This is a genomic window from Methyloligella solikamskensis, from assembly GCF_042676065.1.
GTDB lineage: Bacteria > Pseudomonadota > Alphaproteobacteria > Rhizobiales > Methyloligellaceae > Methyloligella > Methyloligella solikamskensis.
The window spans coordinates 1,615,049-1,630,910 of sequence record NZ_JBHTJO010000001.1; the positions used below are offsets into that span (position 1 = coordinate 1,615,049).

Here is a 15,862-nt window from a genome sequence, read left to right on the forward strand (position 1 = left end):
CGAAGTTTCCAGTCGAAATACCCCGCCTGCACGCCCCATGCGCGGCCTCCGTCGCCGGGGCCGCCTGCAAACCAAATCAACAGAGCATATATAATGCGGTAGGCTGACGTTCAAGTTGGGGTTCATACGAACGGTTCAATGACTTTGCAGGATAACATCTACAGTCAGCGCATCTTGAGGCTGGCGGGAGACATTCCGCGCTGCGAGCGGCTGGCCTCCCCGCAGGCCAGCGCGACGGCCCATTCCAAGCTCTGCGGCAGCACGGTGAGCGTCGATCTCGCCATGGATGGCGATGTGGTGACCGATTACGGGCAGGAGGTGAAAGCCTGCCTGCTCGGCCAATCCTCGGCTTCTGTGATGGGGCGGGAGATCATCGGCTCCACGGCGGAGGAGCTGCGCGGCATTGCCGAGATCATGCGCAAGATGCTCAAAGAAGACGGGCCCGTGCCGACCGGGAAATGGGCCGATCTCGCGGCCTTGGAGCCGGTGAGGGACTACAAGGCGCGGCAGCCCTCGACGCTGCTCGTCTTCGATGCGGTGGAAGACGCGATCTCTCAAATCGAGGCGCAGCGGCAGGGGCGGAACCTGCCTCTGAGCCAGCGTCCTAAGAACCGGCAGGTCTCCCCCATGAGCCGCCCCGCCACGAGACAATCAACCTCCATCGGACAGAAGATCGCGCGAGCGGTCGTCACCGCCCCGATCCTGGCCTATCGCTACACGTTCTCCGGGCTCGTCGGTGGGCATTGCCGGCATCTGCCGACCTGCTCCGACTACGCCCGCGAAGCGGTCGCGGTGAACGGGGCGTGGCGCGGCGGATGGCTGACGCTCGCCCGGCTCTGGCGCTGCTCCCCGTGGGGAACCCATGGCTTCGACCCCGTGCCCGATATTCGGGGCGAAAACCATCCTTTCGCCCCTTGGCGCTACGGGCGTTGGCGACTATGTTCCGAGCGCTCGCCGGCAGACGGCGGGAAGGCGGAGCGGCGCGCTTAGCGGCTCCGGCCTGATTTTCAAAGACCAGCTCTTACCTGCGGTGGTTCGCAGGAGTGAGAGGAGAGAGATATGATTTCACTGACGTTTCCAGACGGTTCTGCACGCGAATTCGAGCCCGGCATCACGGGCAAGGCGGTTGCCTCCTCGATCGCGAAATCCTTAGAAAAGAAAGCTGTTGCGGTCGAACTCGACGGCGAGTTGAAGGATCTCGGCCAGCCCATCGAGGACGACGCCAAGATCCGCATTATCACCCGGTCGGATCCGGAAGCCCTACAGCTCATCCGCCACGACGCGGCCCATGTGATGGCCGAAGCGGTGCAGGAGCTCTATCCGGGCACGCAAGTCACGATCGGCCCCGTGATCGAGAACGGCTTCTATTACGATTTCGCCCGGGAGGAGCCCTTCACGCCGGACGATCTGCCCCTCATCGAAAACAAGATGGCGGAGATCATCGCCCGCGATCATCCCTTCACCGTGGAGGTGTGGGACCGCGAGAAGGCGAGACAAGTGTTCGCCGACAAGGGTGAGATGTTCAAGGTCGAGCTGGTGGATGCGATCCCGGAAGGGGAGAGCGTCAAGATCTATCACCAGGGCGACTGGTTCGATCTCTGCCGCGGCCCCCACATGGATTCCACGGGCCGGATCGGGAAGGGCTTCAAGCTCCTGAAGATCGCCGGCGCCTATTGGCGGGGCGATTCAAACAACCCGATGCTGCAGCGGATCTACGGAACCGCCTGGTCGAACGAGGACGAGCTCAAGGCCTATCTCGAGCAGCTGGAGGAGGCGGAGAAGCGCGACCATCGCCGGCTCGGCCGCGAGATGGACCTGTTCCACTTCCAGGAAGAGGCGCCGGGTGCCGTGTTCTGGCACGCCAAGGGCTGGACGCTGTTCCAATCCCTGATCGGCTATATGCGCCGGAAGCAGCAGGCGTGGGGCTACCGGGAGGTGAACTCGCCGGACATGATGGACCGGGCGCTCTGGGAGCAGTCGGGCCATTGGGAGAAGTTCGGAGAGAACATGTTCGTCTCCGAGACGCCCGACGAGCACATCTATGCCTGCAAGCCCATGAACTGTCCCGGCCATGTGCAGATCTTCAAGCACGGGCTGAAGAGCTATCGCGAGTTGCCGCTGAAGATTTCGGAGTTCGGCAAGGTGCACCGCTACGAGCCGTCAGGCGCGTTGCACGGGCTTTTGCGCGTGCGTCACTTCACCCAGGACGATGCGCATATCTTCTGCACCGAGGATCAGATCACCGATGAATGCGTGAAGCTGAACGAGCAGATGCTCGCCATCTATCGCGACTTCGGCTTCGAAGACGTGCGGATCAAATTCTCCGACCGGCCCGAGAAGCGGGTCGGCGACGATGCGGTCTGGGACAATGCGGAAGCCGCTCTGAAGCGGGCGGTCGAGGCGGCCGGTCTCGAATACGAGGTCAATCCGGGTGAGGGCGCGTTCTACGGCCCGAAGCTGGAATACGTGCTTCGCGATGCCATCGGCCGCGACTGGCAGTGCGGCACCATCCAGGTGGATCTCAATCTGCCCGGACGGCTCGGCGCATTCTATATCGGGACGGATGGCGAGAAGACGGTGCCGGTGATGATCCACCGGGCCATGTTCGGCTCGCTTGAGCGCTTCACGGGCATCCTGATCGAGCATCACGCGGGCCATCTGCCCCTGTGGCTGGCGCCGATTCAGGCGGTGGTCGCGACCATCGTCTCCGATGCCGACGAGTATGCGCAGGAAGTAGCCGCCAAGCTGAACCAGGCGGGCGTGCGCGCCGAGGCAGATCTTCGCAATGAGAAGATCAACTACAAGGTGCGCGAGCACTCGGTCACCAAGGTGCCGGTGCTGTTCGTGGTCGGAAAACGGGAAGCGGAAGAGGGCACCGTGTCGGTGCGCCGTCTGGGCAGCCGGGACCAGGAGGTCCTGCCGCTCGACGAGGCGATTACGGCACTGTGTCGTGAAGCAGTGCCCCCGGATTTGCGAACCCGCCAATCGAAGCAGGCGGCGTAGAGGACTCGCCGGCAAAGCCGAACGCCTCTCCGTCGCCGCCGGTCGGGAATTCCGGGGTCATGATCTTGCGCAGCGCCTCCGGGGAGGAGGGGCCGTCGGCGACGGCCACTTCCACCTGGTCGGCATTCCCCGCCGCGACGGTGAACTTCCGAGTGTAGCTGAGGCCGTTATGGCGGGCCACAACGGCGTAATCGCCGGCGGCGAGGATATGGGTCGGCAAGGCGCCGGCCCCTTCCTTCACGATGTCGCCGGTGGGCGTGATGATGGTCCAGCGCGTGTCGGCCAGCGCCTCGCCGCCTGATTCCATGACAAGCTTGAAGGTGACGGTCGCCGCTGCGTGTTTGACTGTCGCCACGGTCAGCTTGCCGGGCTCGACGGTGACGTCGGCGCGGACGGTCGCGTTGCAATCGCCATAGGTGGAGACGACGTGATAGCCGCCGGCGTTGAGCCGGATCACGCGGCTGGGCTCCACATCGGCCAGGATGACCCGGCGGCGGCCGAACTGATCCTGCTCGTCTGACAGGATGTCGAAGCGGAGGTTCGAGCCGATCTCAGTCTCGTCGGAAAGCTCCGCGGAGAGCTTCAGCCCCCCAGTGTTCAGAACGAAGCTCTCCTCCACGGACTTTCCGCGGGAGACCTGAATCTTGCGGGTCAGGTTGGAGAGGCCGTAAGCGGCATTGACCAGATACTCGCCGGGAGCCAGGGCGGCCGTGGGCTGGGCCTCGCGATGGGTGCTGACCAGCTCCTGACCGCCGGCGGGGGTGCCGGGGGTGAAGATGCGCCAGATCACGCCACCTTTGAGGGGCGGGCCTTGCTCGGTGAGCATGGCGCGGAAGCTGACAGGAACGGGCTTGCCGCTATCGTCGCCGTCCTCGGCTGGATCGGCGTTGGCGCGTCGGCTGGAGGACGAATCGTCCGCGCGATACGAATCAGCGCGGGGCGGCGATCCGAACAGCGTGTTGGTGGATGGCGGCCTGCTGGGAGGCGTCGCCGTCGTGGCGCCGCTCTGCAGACCAAGCGGGGCATCGATGGCAGACGAGTTCGAGCCTCCGCCCAAGATGCTTTGTGCGCTCGCAACTTGCGGCGTCAAAGCGATCAGAGCGGCGGCCAAAAGCAATTGCTTTAGCCGGGCCCGGCTGGTCCCCCTCATGCTCAGCATTCCGTCCCGCGTGCCATCGTAAGCAGGTCAGTCCCTCATTGCGGCGAAAGATCGACGCACAGGCCCGACCACAGCACCTACAAGAGTAGTAGATTTAGGCAGTGTTAAGGCCTGAATTCAAAACAAAAGCAAGGGGTGGCGCAATTGTGGACTGCGCCGTTTCGGCGTAGGAAGGCAGCGCAACCGCTTATCGCCCATGATCAATCCAAACACCACCAAGCCAATCCTCACCAATCCGATCGTCGATCATCTCCTGACCCGCCGCTCCGTCTCCGCCGCCCAGCTGGGCGAGCCGGGGCCGACGCCCGAGCAGCTCACGCAGATTCTCACCGCAGCGGCGCGGGTCCCGGATCACAAGAAGCTCGCGCCGTGGCGCTTCATCCTGTTTCGCGGCGAGGCTCGTGCAGCGTTCGGGGAGGAGCTTGCGCGGATTTTCGAAGCGCAGCAAGACGACGCGACGCCGGCGCGGATCGACTTCGAGCGCAACCGGTTCTTGCGCGCGCCCTTGGTGATTGCGGTCATCTCGCGGGTGGTCGAAAATGCCGCCGCACCCGCATGGGAACAGGAGCTTTCTGCGGGGGCGGCTTGCTTGAACCTGCTGCATGCCGCAAGCGCGCTCGGCTTCGGGGCGCAATGGATCACCGAGTGGTGCGCGTTCGATGCGGAGGTGGCGAAGGTCCTCGGGCTGGCCGCCAATGAGCGGGTCGCCGGCTTCGTCTATATCGGCACGGCGACCGTCAAGCCGGAGGAGCGGGACCGGCCGCAACTCGGTGACATCGTTACGGATTTTCCGGGCTGACGTTTCAGGCCCGATTGAGGGAAGCTCATGTTCTACGACGCCGTCGCCAATAGTCACGGGCTGCAATACGACCCGTTCAAGGCGCTGGTCGCACCGCGGCCCATCGGCTGGATCTCGACGCTCGGCAAGAACGGGGTCGTCAATCTCGCGCCCTACAGCTTCTTCAACGCCGTGTCGGAGAACCCGCATTATCTGATGTTCGGCTCCGGCGGCCGGAAGGACAGCCAGATCAATGCGGAGGAGACCGGCGAGTTCGTCTGTTCGCTGGCGACCTATCCCTTGCGTGAAGCGGTGGGGAAGACCTCAATGGCCGTCTCTCCGGATGTGGACGAGATGGCCCTTGTCGGTCTGACGCCGGCAGCCTCTCATCTCGTGTCGCCGCCGCGGGTGAAGGAATCTCCCGTGGCGTTCGAGTGCAAGTACTACAAGACGATCACCCTGCCGGGGCTCGACGGGGAGCCGGGCGACAACGCGATCATCTTAGGTCAGGTCGTCGGCATCCATATCGACGACGAAATGATCGAGCCGGATCAGACCGTCGACGTGACCAAGCTCAAACCAATCGCGCGGCTCGGTTATCGCGATTACGCGGTCGTCGATTCGGTGTTTTCGGTGGGCGACAAGAAGTAGCCGTTAGAGCGAAACGCGCTTGGCGTCTTCCGCTATTCGGCGGCGACCAGCCCGTCCAGCAGGGTATCGGTCCTGCGGGTCATCTCATCCACCAGCGCATAGGCCACCCGGTCGGCGATGTCCGGATCGTGACGCCGATAGACGCCGTCGATGGCCGCGACATGCTCCGCGGCGAGCTCGATATGGGCCTCGTTCGGCACCCAATGGCTGAGCAGCTTGCAAAGAGACCCGGCGAGCTTGGCGATCTGAGGCTGGCCCAGCGTGCCGGCCTGACCTTTCAGGGTGTGGGCGGAGAGATAGATGCCCTGGCGGGATTGAACGGAAAAGTCTTCCGCTTCGGCGGCGCGGCAGGCCTCGACCAGGGCCTGTACCTCTTCCCCCAGCCAGGAGCGGAAGGAGGGCGACAGGGCTTGGACGGCGGCTTCGGCTCTGCGTATGGAATCCGATGGCGAAGGCATAAAACTGAACTCTCGAAAATGAATTTACTCAAATATCGCGATGGCATGTCGGACGACATCGTGGCCGCTCCGGGGCGCGGAAGCGTGGCCGGTCCCCGTGATATGCGTCGCTGTTCCCCGTGACTGGAAGCTGCTCCCGAAAGGCGGGAAAGCGCGACGATGCTACACGAAGTTTAAGGTTCGTTGAATCGACCGGGGCCGTCCATCCACGGCCGATCCGGCTCAGTATTCGAACTGCTCCGACAGGATGCGCTCGGTGAGGCTGTGGCCGGAATCGAACATCATAAAGATGTCTATCTTGCCTTCCTGCTTCACGTCGACGGTGGCGATGTCCCGGAACTCCGTGTGGTCGGCCACGGCGCTGACTGGCCGTTTCTCCGCTTCCATCACCTCCACCCGGACGGTCGCCTCGTTTGGCAAAAGCGCGCCCCGCCAGCGGCGCGGCCGGAACGGGCTTATGGGCGTGAGCGCGAGCAGTTCGGCGCTGATGGGGAGGATCGGCCCGTGGGCGGAAAGGTTATAGGCCGTGCTGCCGGCCGGCGTTGAGACCAGCACGCCATCGCAGATCAGCTCGTTCAGGCGGACGGTGCCGTCCACGGAGATCTTGAGCTTGGCCGCCTGGTAGGTCTGGCGGAAAAGAGAGACCTCGTTGATGGCGAGCCCTTGATGCTCGGTGCCGCTGCAATCGAAGGCGGTCATCCGCAAGGGATGGATGATGTTGATCTCCGCCGTCTCCAACCGCTCCAGCAGACCTTCTTCCCGGTACTCGTTGAGGAGGAAGCCGACGGAGCCGCGGTTCATCCCGTAGATCGGGATACGGTCCGTCATGTGCCGGTGCATGGTCTGGAGCATCAGCCCGTCGCCGCCGAGCGCCACGATGGCATCGGCCTCGCCGACAGGTGCATTGCCGTAGCGATCGGTCAGCCGCTCTAAGGCCGCCTGGGCCTCCTCGTACTCGCTGGCGACGAAAGCAATTTTCTGGAAGCGTGACATATAAAACCGGTGGCGAAGCGGGCATGATGGAAGCGGCCATCATAAAGACGAGGCTTTGCGGCCAACGCAAGCCCGCTCACATGTTTCCGAGCATTTGTTTTCAAGCCATTCAGAGGGCAACCGAAAAGGGGGAAGGATGCAAGCCAGCGAACAACCTGTGCTGATCTATACGACTTTCGGGTCGCTCGACGATGCCAAGCGGGTGGGCGGCGCGCTGGTGGAGAAGCGGCTTGCGGCCTGCGTGAACATTTTCCCCGGGATGATCTCCATCTTCGAATGGCAGGGCGAGCTCGACGAGGACGCGGAGATCGCCATGATCATCAAGACCCGCCGGGGGCTGGCCGAAGCCGTGCTTGCCGAAACCACGGAGCTTCACCCCTACGAGGTGCCGGCGCTCCTCGTTCTGCCGACGGAAGCGGCGGGAGACGGCTATCGCGACTGGATTTTGGAGCAGACGAAATCAGTGTCGTGAGGCGCGTTGCTGCGGCCCTACGGCCCTCCAGATAGGCCGTAATCGCACGGCCAGCGAAAACCTATCTTAATCTTCGGCGTGTAACCTGATTGTTCGAGGGATGACGGCTCGCGGCGTGTTTCGCCTGCGGGCCCACAGTTTCGAGCAAGTCTGGAGTTGCGCGTGTCTTCGCTCAATCGATTGATTCAAGCGGATATCGCCGAATCTGAGCCCATGGAACGAGATGGGGTCGCGGCCAACATTCATCCCACCCGAGACGACCTTTTCCGCGAGACGCCGTATGACTGGGCGAAGCGGGTGGTGCTGGGCACCGCCTGGTCGCTGAAGCCCGGCAATATCGGCGATATGCCGGGGCTCACGAAGCTCTGGCTGAAGGATCAGCTGGGGCAGCTGCCCCGCATTCCTAATCCGCGGTCGAAAGCGCATGCGGGCATCGTGGTCGGTATCGCCCGCGATCTTTCCGTGCCGACGCTCATCGCCGCCGCCAAGCGGGGCATCTATCCGCTGGGTCATGTGGGCCACCCGAAATGGTGCTCGCCGGAGACCCGCGCGGTCCTCTTCTTCGAAGATTTCCATATTTCCAAGAGCGCGCGGCGCGCCATGCGCAAGGGCCATTACCGGGTCACCTTCGATCAAGCCTTCGACGAGGTGATCGTTGCATGCTCGGAGCCAAGGCCCGGACATTGGCATGTGAACTGGATCACGCCGGCGATGATGCACGCCTATGCGCGGCTGTTCGATGCGGGCTACGCCCATTCCATCGAGGTCTGGGACGATGACGGCAATCTCAAGGGCGGCGGCTACGGCGTCGCCATCGGCAATGTCTTCATCGGTGAATCCCTGTTCTCCCGGGAGCGGGACACCTCGAAGATCGCGGTCGCGGTGCTGATCCGCCACCTCGTGGAGTGGGGCTTCTCCTTCGTCGATACGAAGCTGATGAACCCGCTCATGGAGAGCTTCGGCTTCCACGAGGTCCCCCGCGAGCAATTCCTTTCCATGAACGAGAAGGCGATGTCGGCCCCCGGCCGGAAGGGGCGCTGGAAGGTCGAGATCGATCCCGAGACGGTGGCCGCCTGGCACCCGGACCGGGAGGCGAGCACGAAGCCGAAATCGGCTTCCACCTGAGTCACTTGTAGGAGCGTATGATGGTTTTTGGCGAAGTTCCCGCCACGCTGGGTCTGATGGCCCGCCAGGTTCTCGGTCAGACCGCCGAAGGGCGGGTGCTGCCTGATCCGAACCGGATCAACGAGGGCTCAGAGGGGCTCGCCGGGCTGTGCGGCGATCTCGACGTTTCCACGCTGCTTTCCGCCTATGCCAAAGGGTTCTATCCGCGCTCGACCTTCGGGCCGCAGAAATGGTGGGCGCCGGAAGAGCGCATGGTGCTTTTCCTGGAACAGTTCCAACTCGGCAGCCGGATCGCCCGGAAGCTTGCCGGCGGTTTCTATCGCATCGGCTTCGACGAGAGTTTCGGCGAGGTGGTCGAGGCCTGCGCGCGCCCCAACGGCCGCCAGGGTAAGCGCCGCTGGATCCGTGCCGATCTGTCGGCTGCCTTCCGCGAGGCTCACGATGCGGGTGTCGCTCATTCCGTCGAGGTGCGCGATTTCGAAGGCAATCTGGTGGGCGGCGCCTACGGGCTTGCCGTGGGCAAGGTGTTCTTCACCGAAGCGCAGTTCTCGATGCGTCCCGATGCAGGCCGCATGGGTTTGGCGGCTCTAAACTGTCATCTCCAGGCGCGGGGCTTTCTTGCCAACGATGCCAAGCATCTCTCCGGAACGCTCTGTCAGCAGGGCTTTTGTCTGGTGCCGCGGGGCTCGTTCAACCGGTTCTTGGAGAAGGCCTGCGCCGGGCCTGCAGCGCTCGGGTCCTGGCGGCTTGCCGACGGTGCTGGTGCCGCGGAACGTGCGCCGCAGACGGCCGCTTCTTTCGGAGCGGCGTAAGCGGCATTCCGGTCGCGCCTTTGCCGCGCGACGGGCCTCGGCTTTCCCCCTAGGCACTGCCCCCAAAACCTGTATAAGTCTGGCTTTGGCCGGTGTTGCATTCCGCATTTTGCGGCATGGGTAACCGTAACCTGCACGTTTGCGGACCATGGCCGGCGATGGCCCAAACGCTCCTGAACCAGAAGCGCTCTTGTCTCCGCTCCGCATTCCCATACTCAAGCGTCCCGATGGACCGCAGGCCGCCTCGCTCGGCCGCGATGTCCTTGCGGGCGGGATCGCGGGCGTGGTGCAGATCGCCTACTGCATCTCCTTCAGTGCGCTGATTTTCCAGGGCTCGCTGGCGGCCGGCTTCCCGTTGGGGCTGGCCTCGCTCCTGATGGGTACCATCGTTACCGGCGTCATCGTCTCGCTGACGACGAGCCTGGTGCCGTCCGATGCCGGTCCCGATACGCCGGCGGTCGCGGTGATGAGCGTGCTGGCGACGACCATTGCCGCGACGCTCGCCTCCCAAGGGGCAAGCCAAGAAACCATCATTATCAATGTGCTGCTGGCCCTGGTGGTCAGCACCTTTTTCACGGGCTTGCTGCTGTTCGGCCTCGGCGCCTTCCGGGCCGGGCAGTTCCTGCGCTTTGTACCGTATCCGGTGATCGGCGGCTTCCTGGCGGCGTCGGGCTGGCTGCTCATGACCGGTGGCATCGAGGTGATCACCGGGACAAGTCTGACCATCCAGCCGTCGAGCTGGTTTGAGACCTTCTCGGCGGAGAATGCCGCTCAGCTCGGAGTGGCTGGGCTGTTCGCGCTCACCATCGTGTTCCTGCGCCGCTGGGTGCACAGCTTCCTCGCGCTGCCCATCGCGTTCGTGACCTTCATGATCGTGATGGATTTCATCCTGTTCGTGCTGCTCGACACGTCCCATTCGAGCGGCTGGTTCCTAGCGAGCGTCGGCGAGCTGACGCCTTGGTCGCCGATCAAGGCGGCCATGCGCACCGATATCGATTGGACCGCCATGCTGACCAGCAGCGCCGAGATCGGGGCGGTTTGCGGCGTGACCGCCATCTCCATGCTGCTCGACGTCTCCAGCCTAGAGGTGGCGCGCCAGAAGACGGCCAATCTCGATCGCGAACTGCGGGTGAACGGACTCGCTAACCTGCTCGCATCCGTGTTCGGCGGCGTGGCGGGCAATCTGTCCCTCAACGGCAGCATCCTGATCAACGAGGCGGGCGCCGTCAGCCGGTTGAGCGGCGTGTTCGTGGCGCTCACCTGCGGGCTGGTGCTGTTCGTCGGGCTGGATGTGGGGATGTTCGTTCCCAAGGCGGTGCTCGGCGGGATGCTGGCTTATCTCGGCGTGGTGATCCTGGTGGAGGCGCTGTTCCATGCGCCGGCCAAGCGGTCCTATGCGGACTTTGCGCTGGCTTTGGCGATCACCATCGTCATCTGCTATTTCGGCTATCTGCTCGGCGTGGTGCTCGGTGTCATCGGCGCCTGCCTGATGTTCGCCCTCAGCTACAGCCGCATCGGCGTCATCCGGCGGCACCTGACCCGTCAGGAATTCGCCGGCAATGTGGAGCGGGCGCCGGATCAGGCGCGCATCCTCCGGGAGGAGGGCGGCCGGATCCACATCTTCTGGCTCTCCGGCTTCATCTTCTTCGGCTCCTCCAACGGGCTGTTCGAGCGCGTCCGGCGCACCATCGACGGGCAGGCAGCCCTGATCGACGGCGAAGCGGAGATGCCAGTCGGTTTCGTGGTGCTCGATTTCGGCTCCGTCTCGGGGTTCGATACCTCCGCCGTGCTCAGCCTGATCAAGTTGCGGAATTATTGCGACGAGACGGGCGTGACATTGGTCTTCTCCGGGCTCGACGACACGATGCGCGGCAATCTCGCGCGGGCCGGTTTCTTCGAGGACGGCCATCGCCACCGCAGCTTCCGGAGCCGCAACGAGGCGATCGAATGGTGCGAGGAGGAGTTGCTGCGTGAGCATGCGGCGCCCACCGTGTCTCATGAGACCTTTGAGAGCTGGATCAAGGCTGAGTTTGGCGAGCTGGCGGATCTCGGCCGCATCGAGCCTTATCTCGATCGCTGCGAGTTTCAGCCGGGCGACGTGCTTTTCCGCCAGGGGGAGCCCTCGGATTCCGTCGACATGATCGCGGAAGGCTGCGTAGCCGTGACGGTGACCGACGAGATGGGCCGGACGATCCGCCTGCGCCGCATGGTCGGCCAGACGGTGGTGGGCGAGATGGGCTTCTATCGCGATCTGCCGCGCACCGCCGACGTCGTGGCCGAGCAGCCGACGTTGGTATTCCGGCTCTCGCGAGAGTCGTTCGAAAAGATGCGGGAGAAGGACCCGGCGGCCGCCGCCGCCTTCCATCAGCTCATCGTGCGGCTGCTGGCGGACCGGCTGGATTTCGCGAACCGCGAGATCTCCGCGCTGCTTCTCTGACGATCCTCTATACGGCTATTTGCTGAGGGCTTCGGCGCTGCCGTCCCAATCGGGCGGGGGCGGGGTCTTCTTGTAGATGGCGATGCGCTCCAGATAGAGCCCGTAGAGGGTTTCCAGACCGTGGGGCTGCTCTTCTGAGAGGGCCTTCGCTGTCTCCTCCGCCGCCTTCCAATCCCGGGAGCGGAAGGCGTCGAGGAAGCCGTTGTGCCTGTCTCGGAAGGCCTTGAACTCCTCATCCTCTAGAAGCGCCTGATCTCCGAGCAGGGCGAAGATGCGAACCGCCTGGGTCTTGCCTTTCACCTTCAGGAGATCGAGCTCCAAGAAGGCGTAGCCGGGCGCACGCTCCACGGTGGATTCGCCGATCACCGCACCAACGCCATAGGTCTTGGACTGACCCTCGATGCGCGAGGCGACGTTCACGTTGTCGCCGATCACCGAATAGTCGAAGCGAATCTCCGAACCCAGATTGCCGACGCAGCATTCGCCTGTGTTGATGCCGATGCCAAGGGAGACGGGGCGGTAGTCGCGGCCGGTTTCCTTGGCGTGGTCCCGCCATTTGTCGTTCAGGCGGCGCATCTCTTCCATCATGAGGAGGGCGGCGCGGCAGGCATGCTCCGCATGGTCCGGATCGTCGAGGGGCGCGTTCCAGAAGGCCATGAGAGCATCGCCCATATATTTGTCGATGGTGCCGTCCTGGGCGAGGATGATGTTGCTGAGGGGCGTGAAAAGCTCGTTCAGAAATCGAGTCAGCTCTTCCGCATCAAGTCCTTCCGAAATCGTCGTAAATCCGCGCACGTCGCTGAAGAGCAGCGTCATGTTGCGCATCTCGCCGCCGAGCTTCAGGCGGGTGGGGTCGGCGGCCAGGCGCTCGACAAGGGCCGGCGCCATGTAGTGGCTGAAGGCGTTGCGGACCCGGTTCCGCTCATGCTCGGTGCGCAGGAACATCAAGAGGCTGCCGGTTAGGTAGATGGCCAGCAGCGACAGGGCCGGGAAGACGGGATCGACCAGCCAGCCGAGGCTCGAATAGGCGTACCAGGAGAAGCCGATCACGCCGGCGATGGCCGCGATCGCGATAAGCGCGCTGGATGCGGCGCCCGTCCAATAGATCAGGGCGGCGATCAGAATGCCCAGCACGAGGATGTAGAGGAGTTCACCCGGGAGCGCGAGGTCAGGCCGGAGCAGGAAGTTGCCGGCGATGATCTGCTCCACCGCCTGGGCGTGGAGCTCGACGCCGGGCACGGAGGGCTCCAGGGGTGTGGCGCGCAGGTCGAGCAGGCCGGCGGCGCTGGTGCCGATGATCACGATGCGTCCGGCGATCTCGGCTGCGGGGATGTCGCCTTCGAGCAGTTTCCAGGCGGGCAGGTACCGGCCGGGCGCGCTCTTGGAGAACTTCATCCACATCTGACCGTTCGGATCGGTCGGCACCTCGAAATCGCCGACACGGACGCGGGTTATGCCGGTCTGCTCACCAAAGGATTCAACGCCGCTCGCTCCCGACGACTTGATCATGTAGGTGGATGCGCCCTGAGCGACCCGGAGCATCTCGCCGGCGAAGGCGGGCAGAAGCTTGTCGTCGATGGTCACCAGCATGGGCATGCGGCGGATCACCTGATCGTGCTCGGGGATCCAATTCAGGGCGCCGGAGCCTTGGGCGGCCTCCTGAAGCTGGGGAAGGCTCACCGCGGCGCCCGGGAAATGTGGTGCGAAGAGCCGCGGATCGTCCCCGCCATGAGCGAAGCCCGCCTTGTTCGCCGGCAGCGCGCCGCCATTGCTGAGCGCGATGAAGCCCAGGATCACCGGGGCATCGGCGATGGACCTAGCAAAGAGCGCGTCATTGGCCGGCATGTTGCGCAGGGCCTCGCCGAGAGGGCCTTTGTCGGCGCCGTCCCAGTAGCGGGCGAGATTCGACGGCGACATGCGGTCTTCTTCCGGGAATACCATGTCGAAACCGATGGCCGCGGCACCGTTTTCCAGGAGCGTGTCGGTAAGCTCGGCGAGCAGGGTGCGAGGCCAGGGCCATTGGCCGAGCTTGGCGAGGGACTCCTCGTCGATATCGACGATGCGGACCGGGAGCTCCGGATTGAACTCTTCCGGGGCGATGCGCTGGAAGCTGTCGAAGGCGAGCGCGCGGAGGCGCGCCACGGGAGCGGGGTCCCAAAGGCGCAGGGCCAGGACGCCGAGGATCACCAATCCGAGGATCAGGGCATAGCTTAAGGCGGGTCTCATGATGCGGCCCCAGCGCAAGGCGTCGACGAAGAGCCGGGTAACCGGCGCGCGAAGCCTAGTGCAAGGGGCGCTTTTGCTCCAGCCGTCTCAAGCGCGAATGGGAGGCCGGTGTCAGCCCCGGCCGCTGGAGACGGTCTCGCCTTGCGCGTGAGACGCCATCTCGCGGCGATGCTCGACCGCCGCGGCACGGTCTTCCGGGGAGGGGAGCTTCTCGCCACTCATGGTCTCTGTCGCGAAGCGGCCGAACTTCTTCAGCAGACGCTTGGCCAGACGGCGATAGGAGAAATAGTTGGCCTCCAGCCGGTGGCGCTCGCTTTGGACGTAGCCCTTGTAGGATTTGTGGTCGGAGCCTTCGCGCTTCAGATCGGCGAACCACTCGGCTTTCGGGTCGCCTTTGTCCTTGGCGATCAGATAGGCGGCGATGAGCCGGGACTGGTCGTCGGCGAGGCGCCAGATGCTGCCATTGGCCTGGATCAACCCGACGGCGAAGAAGTCGTCGTATTCCGGGTGGAAGACATTCATGAACAGGATCGGCTTTCCGTCCTTATCGAAGACCAGGCTGTTGTCGATGAAGGGCAGGCTGATCTCGAAGCCGGTGGCGAAGACCACCAGATCCGCCTCCACCTCGCTGCCGTCGGAGAAGCGCACGATCTTGCCGTCGAACTCGGTGACGTCCGGCTTGATGTCGATCCGGCCATGGGCCACGAGCTGGGGCAGCACCGTGTTCATGGTCGGGTGGGTGTCCATGATGAGATAGTCGGGTGCGGGCAGGCCGAAATTCTCGTTCTTGCCGACGAAGATGCGGTGCCAGCGGGTGTAGAGCCGGTTGCGGATGGAGCGGGGGACCGGGAACTTCTCGAAGAAGTGGATCAGCCCGTCCATGGGCTTTCCGAGCATGAATTTCGGCACGAAGTAGTAGCCGCGCCGCATGCTCTGATGCACCGATTTGGCGACGCTGGTGGCGTCGACCACGATATCGCAGGCCGAGTTGCCGGCTCCGAGCACCACGACGCGCTTGCCGGCGAGCTGGCTCACGGAGCGGTAGTCGCGGGAGTGCATGGTCTCGCCGGTAAACTCGCCGGGAATGTCAGGCCGGCGCGGGATGTGGTGATGGCCGTTGGCCATGATCAGCCCGCGATAGAAGCGGGGATGGCTCTCGCCTTTCACCTTCACCCGCCAGCCACCGTCGATTCGGGTGGCTTCCTCCACATCGGCGTTCAGCTCGATCGACTGATCTATGCCGAACTCGCGGGCGTAATCCCTGAGATAGCTCAGAACCTGCTTGTGAGACGGGTAGGTCGGATAGTCGTCCGGGAAGGGAAAGTCCTCGAAGGCCGTGAACTTGCGTGAAGAAACCAAGAAGGTGGTGTCATACACGACACCGGTATTCGTGGCGGGATTCCACAACCCGCCGATATCCCCTTCGCGCTCCAGGCAGTCGAAGGGGATGCCACGCTCCTTGAACACCTTCGCGGCTGCCAGGCCCGATGGGCCGGCGCCGATGATGACGAACTTGTCGGTCTTCCCGCTGACGTCCATGACGCCCTTGCCTCCTCTTCAAAGCGGTCCGCGATTCCAGCTATCACATTGTTTTTACTTAAGCTTGGCGGACGCTCATACCTATAATTTACGTTTCGTCCTCAGCATCAACACAGTGAAAGGGCGAGAATTGGCCCAACAGCACTGTCATGTCGGTCGCAGTGTCGATTGTTCGCAGGTGCACAAAAAGAATTCGATCTAAGCTCACT

General features: G+C 63.7%; 13 protein-coding genes and 1 pseudogene. 9 read left to right on the forward strand and 5 right to left on the reverse strand.

Annotated features, from left to right (window positions below):
- Positions 1 to 138 precede the first annotated feature (138 nt).
- From ACFQ2F_RS07835 to thrS, 3 genes and pseudogenes are all read left to right on the forward strand, one after another.
- Positions 139 to 579: pseudogene (locus ACFQ2F_RS07835) on the forward strand (iron-sulfur cluster assembly scaffold protein); the annotation flags it as partial.
- Positions 580 to 627: 48 nt separating this feature from the next.
- Entirely contained in the window at positions 628 to 990 is a 363-nt protein-coding gene (gene yidD, locus ACFQ2F_RS07840; protein ID WP_379090644.1) for a membrane protein insertion efficiency factor YidD, read from the forward strand.
- A gap of 69 nt (positions 991 to 1,059) precedes the next feature.
- Positions 1,060 to 3,003, forward strand: coding sequence for a threonine--tRNA ligase (gene thrS, locus ACFQ2F_RS07845; protein ID WP_379088199.1), 1,944 nt, complete (start codon positions 1,060 to 1,062; stop codon positions 3,001 to 3,003).
- Here thrS and ACFQ2F_RS07850 read toward each other — a convergent pair.
- Positions 2,936 to 4,153: a hypothetical protein gene (locus ACFQ2F_RS07850; RefSeq protein WP_379088202.1), complete on the reverse strand. Its 1,218-nt coding sequence runs from the start codon at positions 4,151 to 4,153 to the stop codon at positions 2,936 to 2,938. The two genes, thrS and ACFQ2F_RS07850, sit on opposite strands and share 68 nt — an antisense overlap.
- Before the next feature lie 205 nt (positions 4,154 to 4,358).
- Here ACFQ2F_RS07850 and ACFQ2F_RS07855 point away from each other — a divergent pair, with 205 nt between their 5' ends.
- Entirely contained in the window at positions 4,359 to 4,961 is a 603-nt protein-coding gene (locus ACFQ2F_RS07855) for a nitroreductase family protein (RefSeq protein WP_379088205.1), read from the forward strand.
- 27 nt (positions 4,962 to 4,988) lie between these two features.
- Positions 4,989 to 5,591 carry a flavin reductase family protein gene (locus tag ACFQ2F_RS07860; RefSeq protein ID WP_379088208.1) on the forward strand — a complete coding sequence of 201 codons (603 nt, stop codon included), beginning with the start codon at positions 4,989 to 4,991 and terminating at the stop codon, positions 5,589 to 5,591.
- A 32-nt stretch (positions 5,592 to 5,623) separates the two neighbouring features.
- Here ACFQ2F_RS07860 and ACFQ2F_RS07865 read toward each other — a convergent pair whose 3' ends face one another.
- Both ACFQ2F_RS07865 and ACFQ2F_RS07870 read right to left on the reverse strand, forming a co-directional pair.
- A complete protein-coding gene (locus ACFQ2F_RS07865; RefSeq protein WP_379088211.1) occupies positions 5,624 to 6,049 on the reverse strand; it encodes an Hpt domain-containing protein in 426 nt (141 codons plus the stop codon).
- Positions 6,050 to 6,271: 222 nt separating this feature from the next.
- Positions 6,272 to 7,042, reverse strand: a complete 771-nt coding sequence (locus tag ACFQ2F_RS07870; RefSeq protein ID WP_379088214.1) for an NAD kinase — start codon at positions 7,040 to 7,042, stop codon at positions 6,272 to 6,274.
- Between the two features lie 136 nt (positions 7,043 to 7,178).
- Here ACFQ2F_RS07870 and cutA point away from each other — a divergent pair, with 136 nt between their 5' ends.
- The 4 genes from cutA to ACFQ2F_RS07890 all read left to right on the forward strand — a co-directional run bounded on the left by cutA (position 7,179) and on the right by ACFQ2F_RS07890 (position 11,888).
- Positions 7,179 to 7,514, forward strand: a complete 336-nt coding sequence (gene cutA / locus ACFQ2F_RS07875) for a divalent-cation tolerance protein CutA (RefSeq protein ID WP_379088217.1) — start codon at positions 7,179 to 7,181, stop codon at positions 7,512 to 7,514.
- Positions 7,515 to 7,727: 213 nt separating this feature from the next.
- Positions 7,728 to 8,639: a leucyl/phenylalanyl-tRNA--protein transferase gene (gene aat / locus ACFQ2F_RS07880; RefSeq protein WP_379088220.1), complete on the forward strand. Its 912-nt coding sequence runs from the start codon at positions 7,728 to 7,730 to the stop codon at positions 8,637 to 8,639.
- 17 nt (positions 8,640 to 8,656) lie between these two features.
- Positions 8,657 to 9,451: a leucyl/phenylalanyl-tRNA--protein transferase gene (locus ACFQ2F_RS07885; RefSeq protein ID WP_379088223.1), complete on the forward strand. Its 795-nt coding sequence runs from the start codon at positions 8,657 to 8,659 to the stop codon at positions 9,449 to 9,451.
- A gap of 190 nt (positions 9,452 to 9,641) precedes the next feature.
- Positions 9,642 to 11,888: a SulP family inorganic anion transporter gene (locus ACFQ2F_RS07890; RefSeq protein ID WP_379088226.1), complete on the forward strand. Its 2,247-nt coding sequence runs from the start codon at positions 9,642 to 9,644 to the stop codon at positions 11,886 to 11,888.
- 15 nt (positions 11,889 to 11,903) lie between these two features.
- On the opposite strand, the gene ACFQ2F_RS07895 is transcribed toward ACFQ2F_RS07890, so the two are convergent.
- Both ACFQ2F_RS07895 and ACFQ2F_RS07900 read right to left on the reverse strand, forming a co-directional pair.
- A complete protein-coding gene (locus tag ACFQ2F_RS07895; protein ID WP_379088229.1) occupies positions 11,904 to 14,114 on the reverse strand; it encodes a CHASE2 domain-containing protein in 2,211 nt (736 codons plus the stop codon).
- Between the two features lie 111 nt (positions 14,115 to 14,225).
- Positions 14,226 to 15,653: a flavin-containing monooxygenase gene (locus ACFQ2F_RS07900; RefSeq protein ID WP_379088232.1), complete on the reverse strand. Its 1,428-nt coding sequence runs from the start codon at positions 15,651 to 15,653 to the stop codon at positions 14,226 to 14,228.
- Between the last annotated feature and the right edge of the window lie 209 nt (positions 15,654 to 15,862).

Coding starts and splice junctions, on each gene's coding strand:
- ACFQ2F_RS07860 (WP_379088208.1), top strand. CDS start 4,989: ATGTTCTACGACGCCGTCGCCAATAGTCACGGGCTGCAATACGACCCG.
- ACFQ2F_RS07865 (WP_379088211.1), bottom strand. CDS start 6,049: ATGCCTTCGCCATCGGATTCCATACGCAGAGCCGAAGCCGCCGTCCAA.
- ACFQ2F_RS07850 (WP_379088202.1), bottom strand. CDS start 4,153: ATGAGGGGGACCAGCCGGGCCCGGCTAAAGCAATTGCTTTTGGCCGCC.
- ACFQ2F_RS07900 (WP_379088232.1), bottom strand. CDS start 15,653: ATGGACGTCAGCGGGAAGACCGACAAGTTCGTCATCATCGGCGCCGGC.
- ACFQ2F_RS07855 (WP_379088205.1), top strand. CDS start 4,359: ATGATCAATCCAAACACCACCAAGCCAATCCTCACCAATCCGATCGTC.
- ACFQ2F_RS07885 (WP_379088223.1), top strand. CDS start 8,657: ATGATGGTTTTTGGCGAAGTTCCCGCCACGCTGGGTCTGATGGCCCGC.
- ACFQ2F_RS07895 (WP_379088229.1), bottom strand. CDS start 14,114: ATGAGACCCGCCTTAAGCTATGCCCTGATCCTCGGATTGGTGATCCTC.
- cutA (WP_379088217.1), top strand. CDS start 7,179: ATGCAAGCCAGCGAACAACCTGTGCTGATCTATACGACTTTCGGGTCG.
- ACFQ2F_RS07870 (WP_379088214.1), bottom strand. CDS start 7,042: ATGTCACGCTTCCAGAAAATTGCTTTCGTCGCCAGCGAGTACGAGGAG.
- thrS (WP_379088199.1), top strand. CDS start 1,060: ATGATTTCACTGACGTTTCCAGACGGTTCTGCACGCGAATTCGAGCCC.
- aat (WP_379088220.1), top strand. CDS start 7,728: ATGGAACGAGATGGGGTCGCGGCCAACATTCATCCCACCCGAGACGAC.
- yidD (WP_379090644.1), top strand. CDS start 628: ATGAGCCGCCCCGCCACGAGACAATCAACCTCCATCGGACAGAAGATC.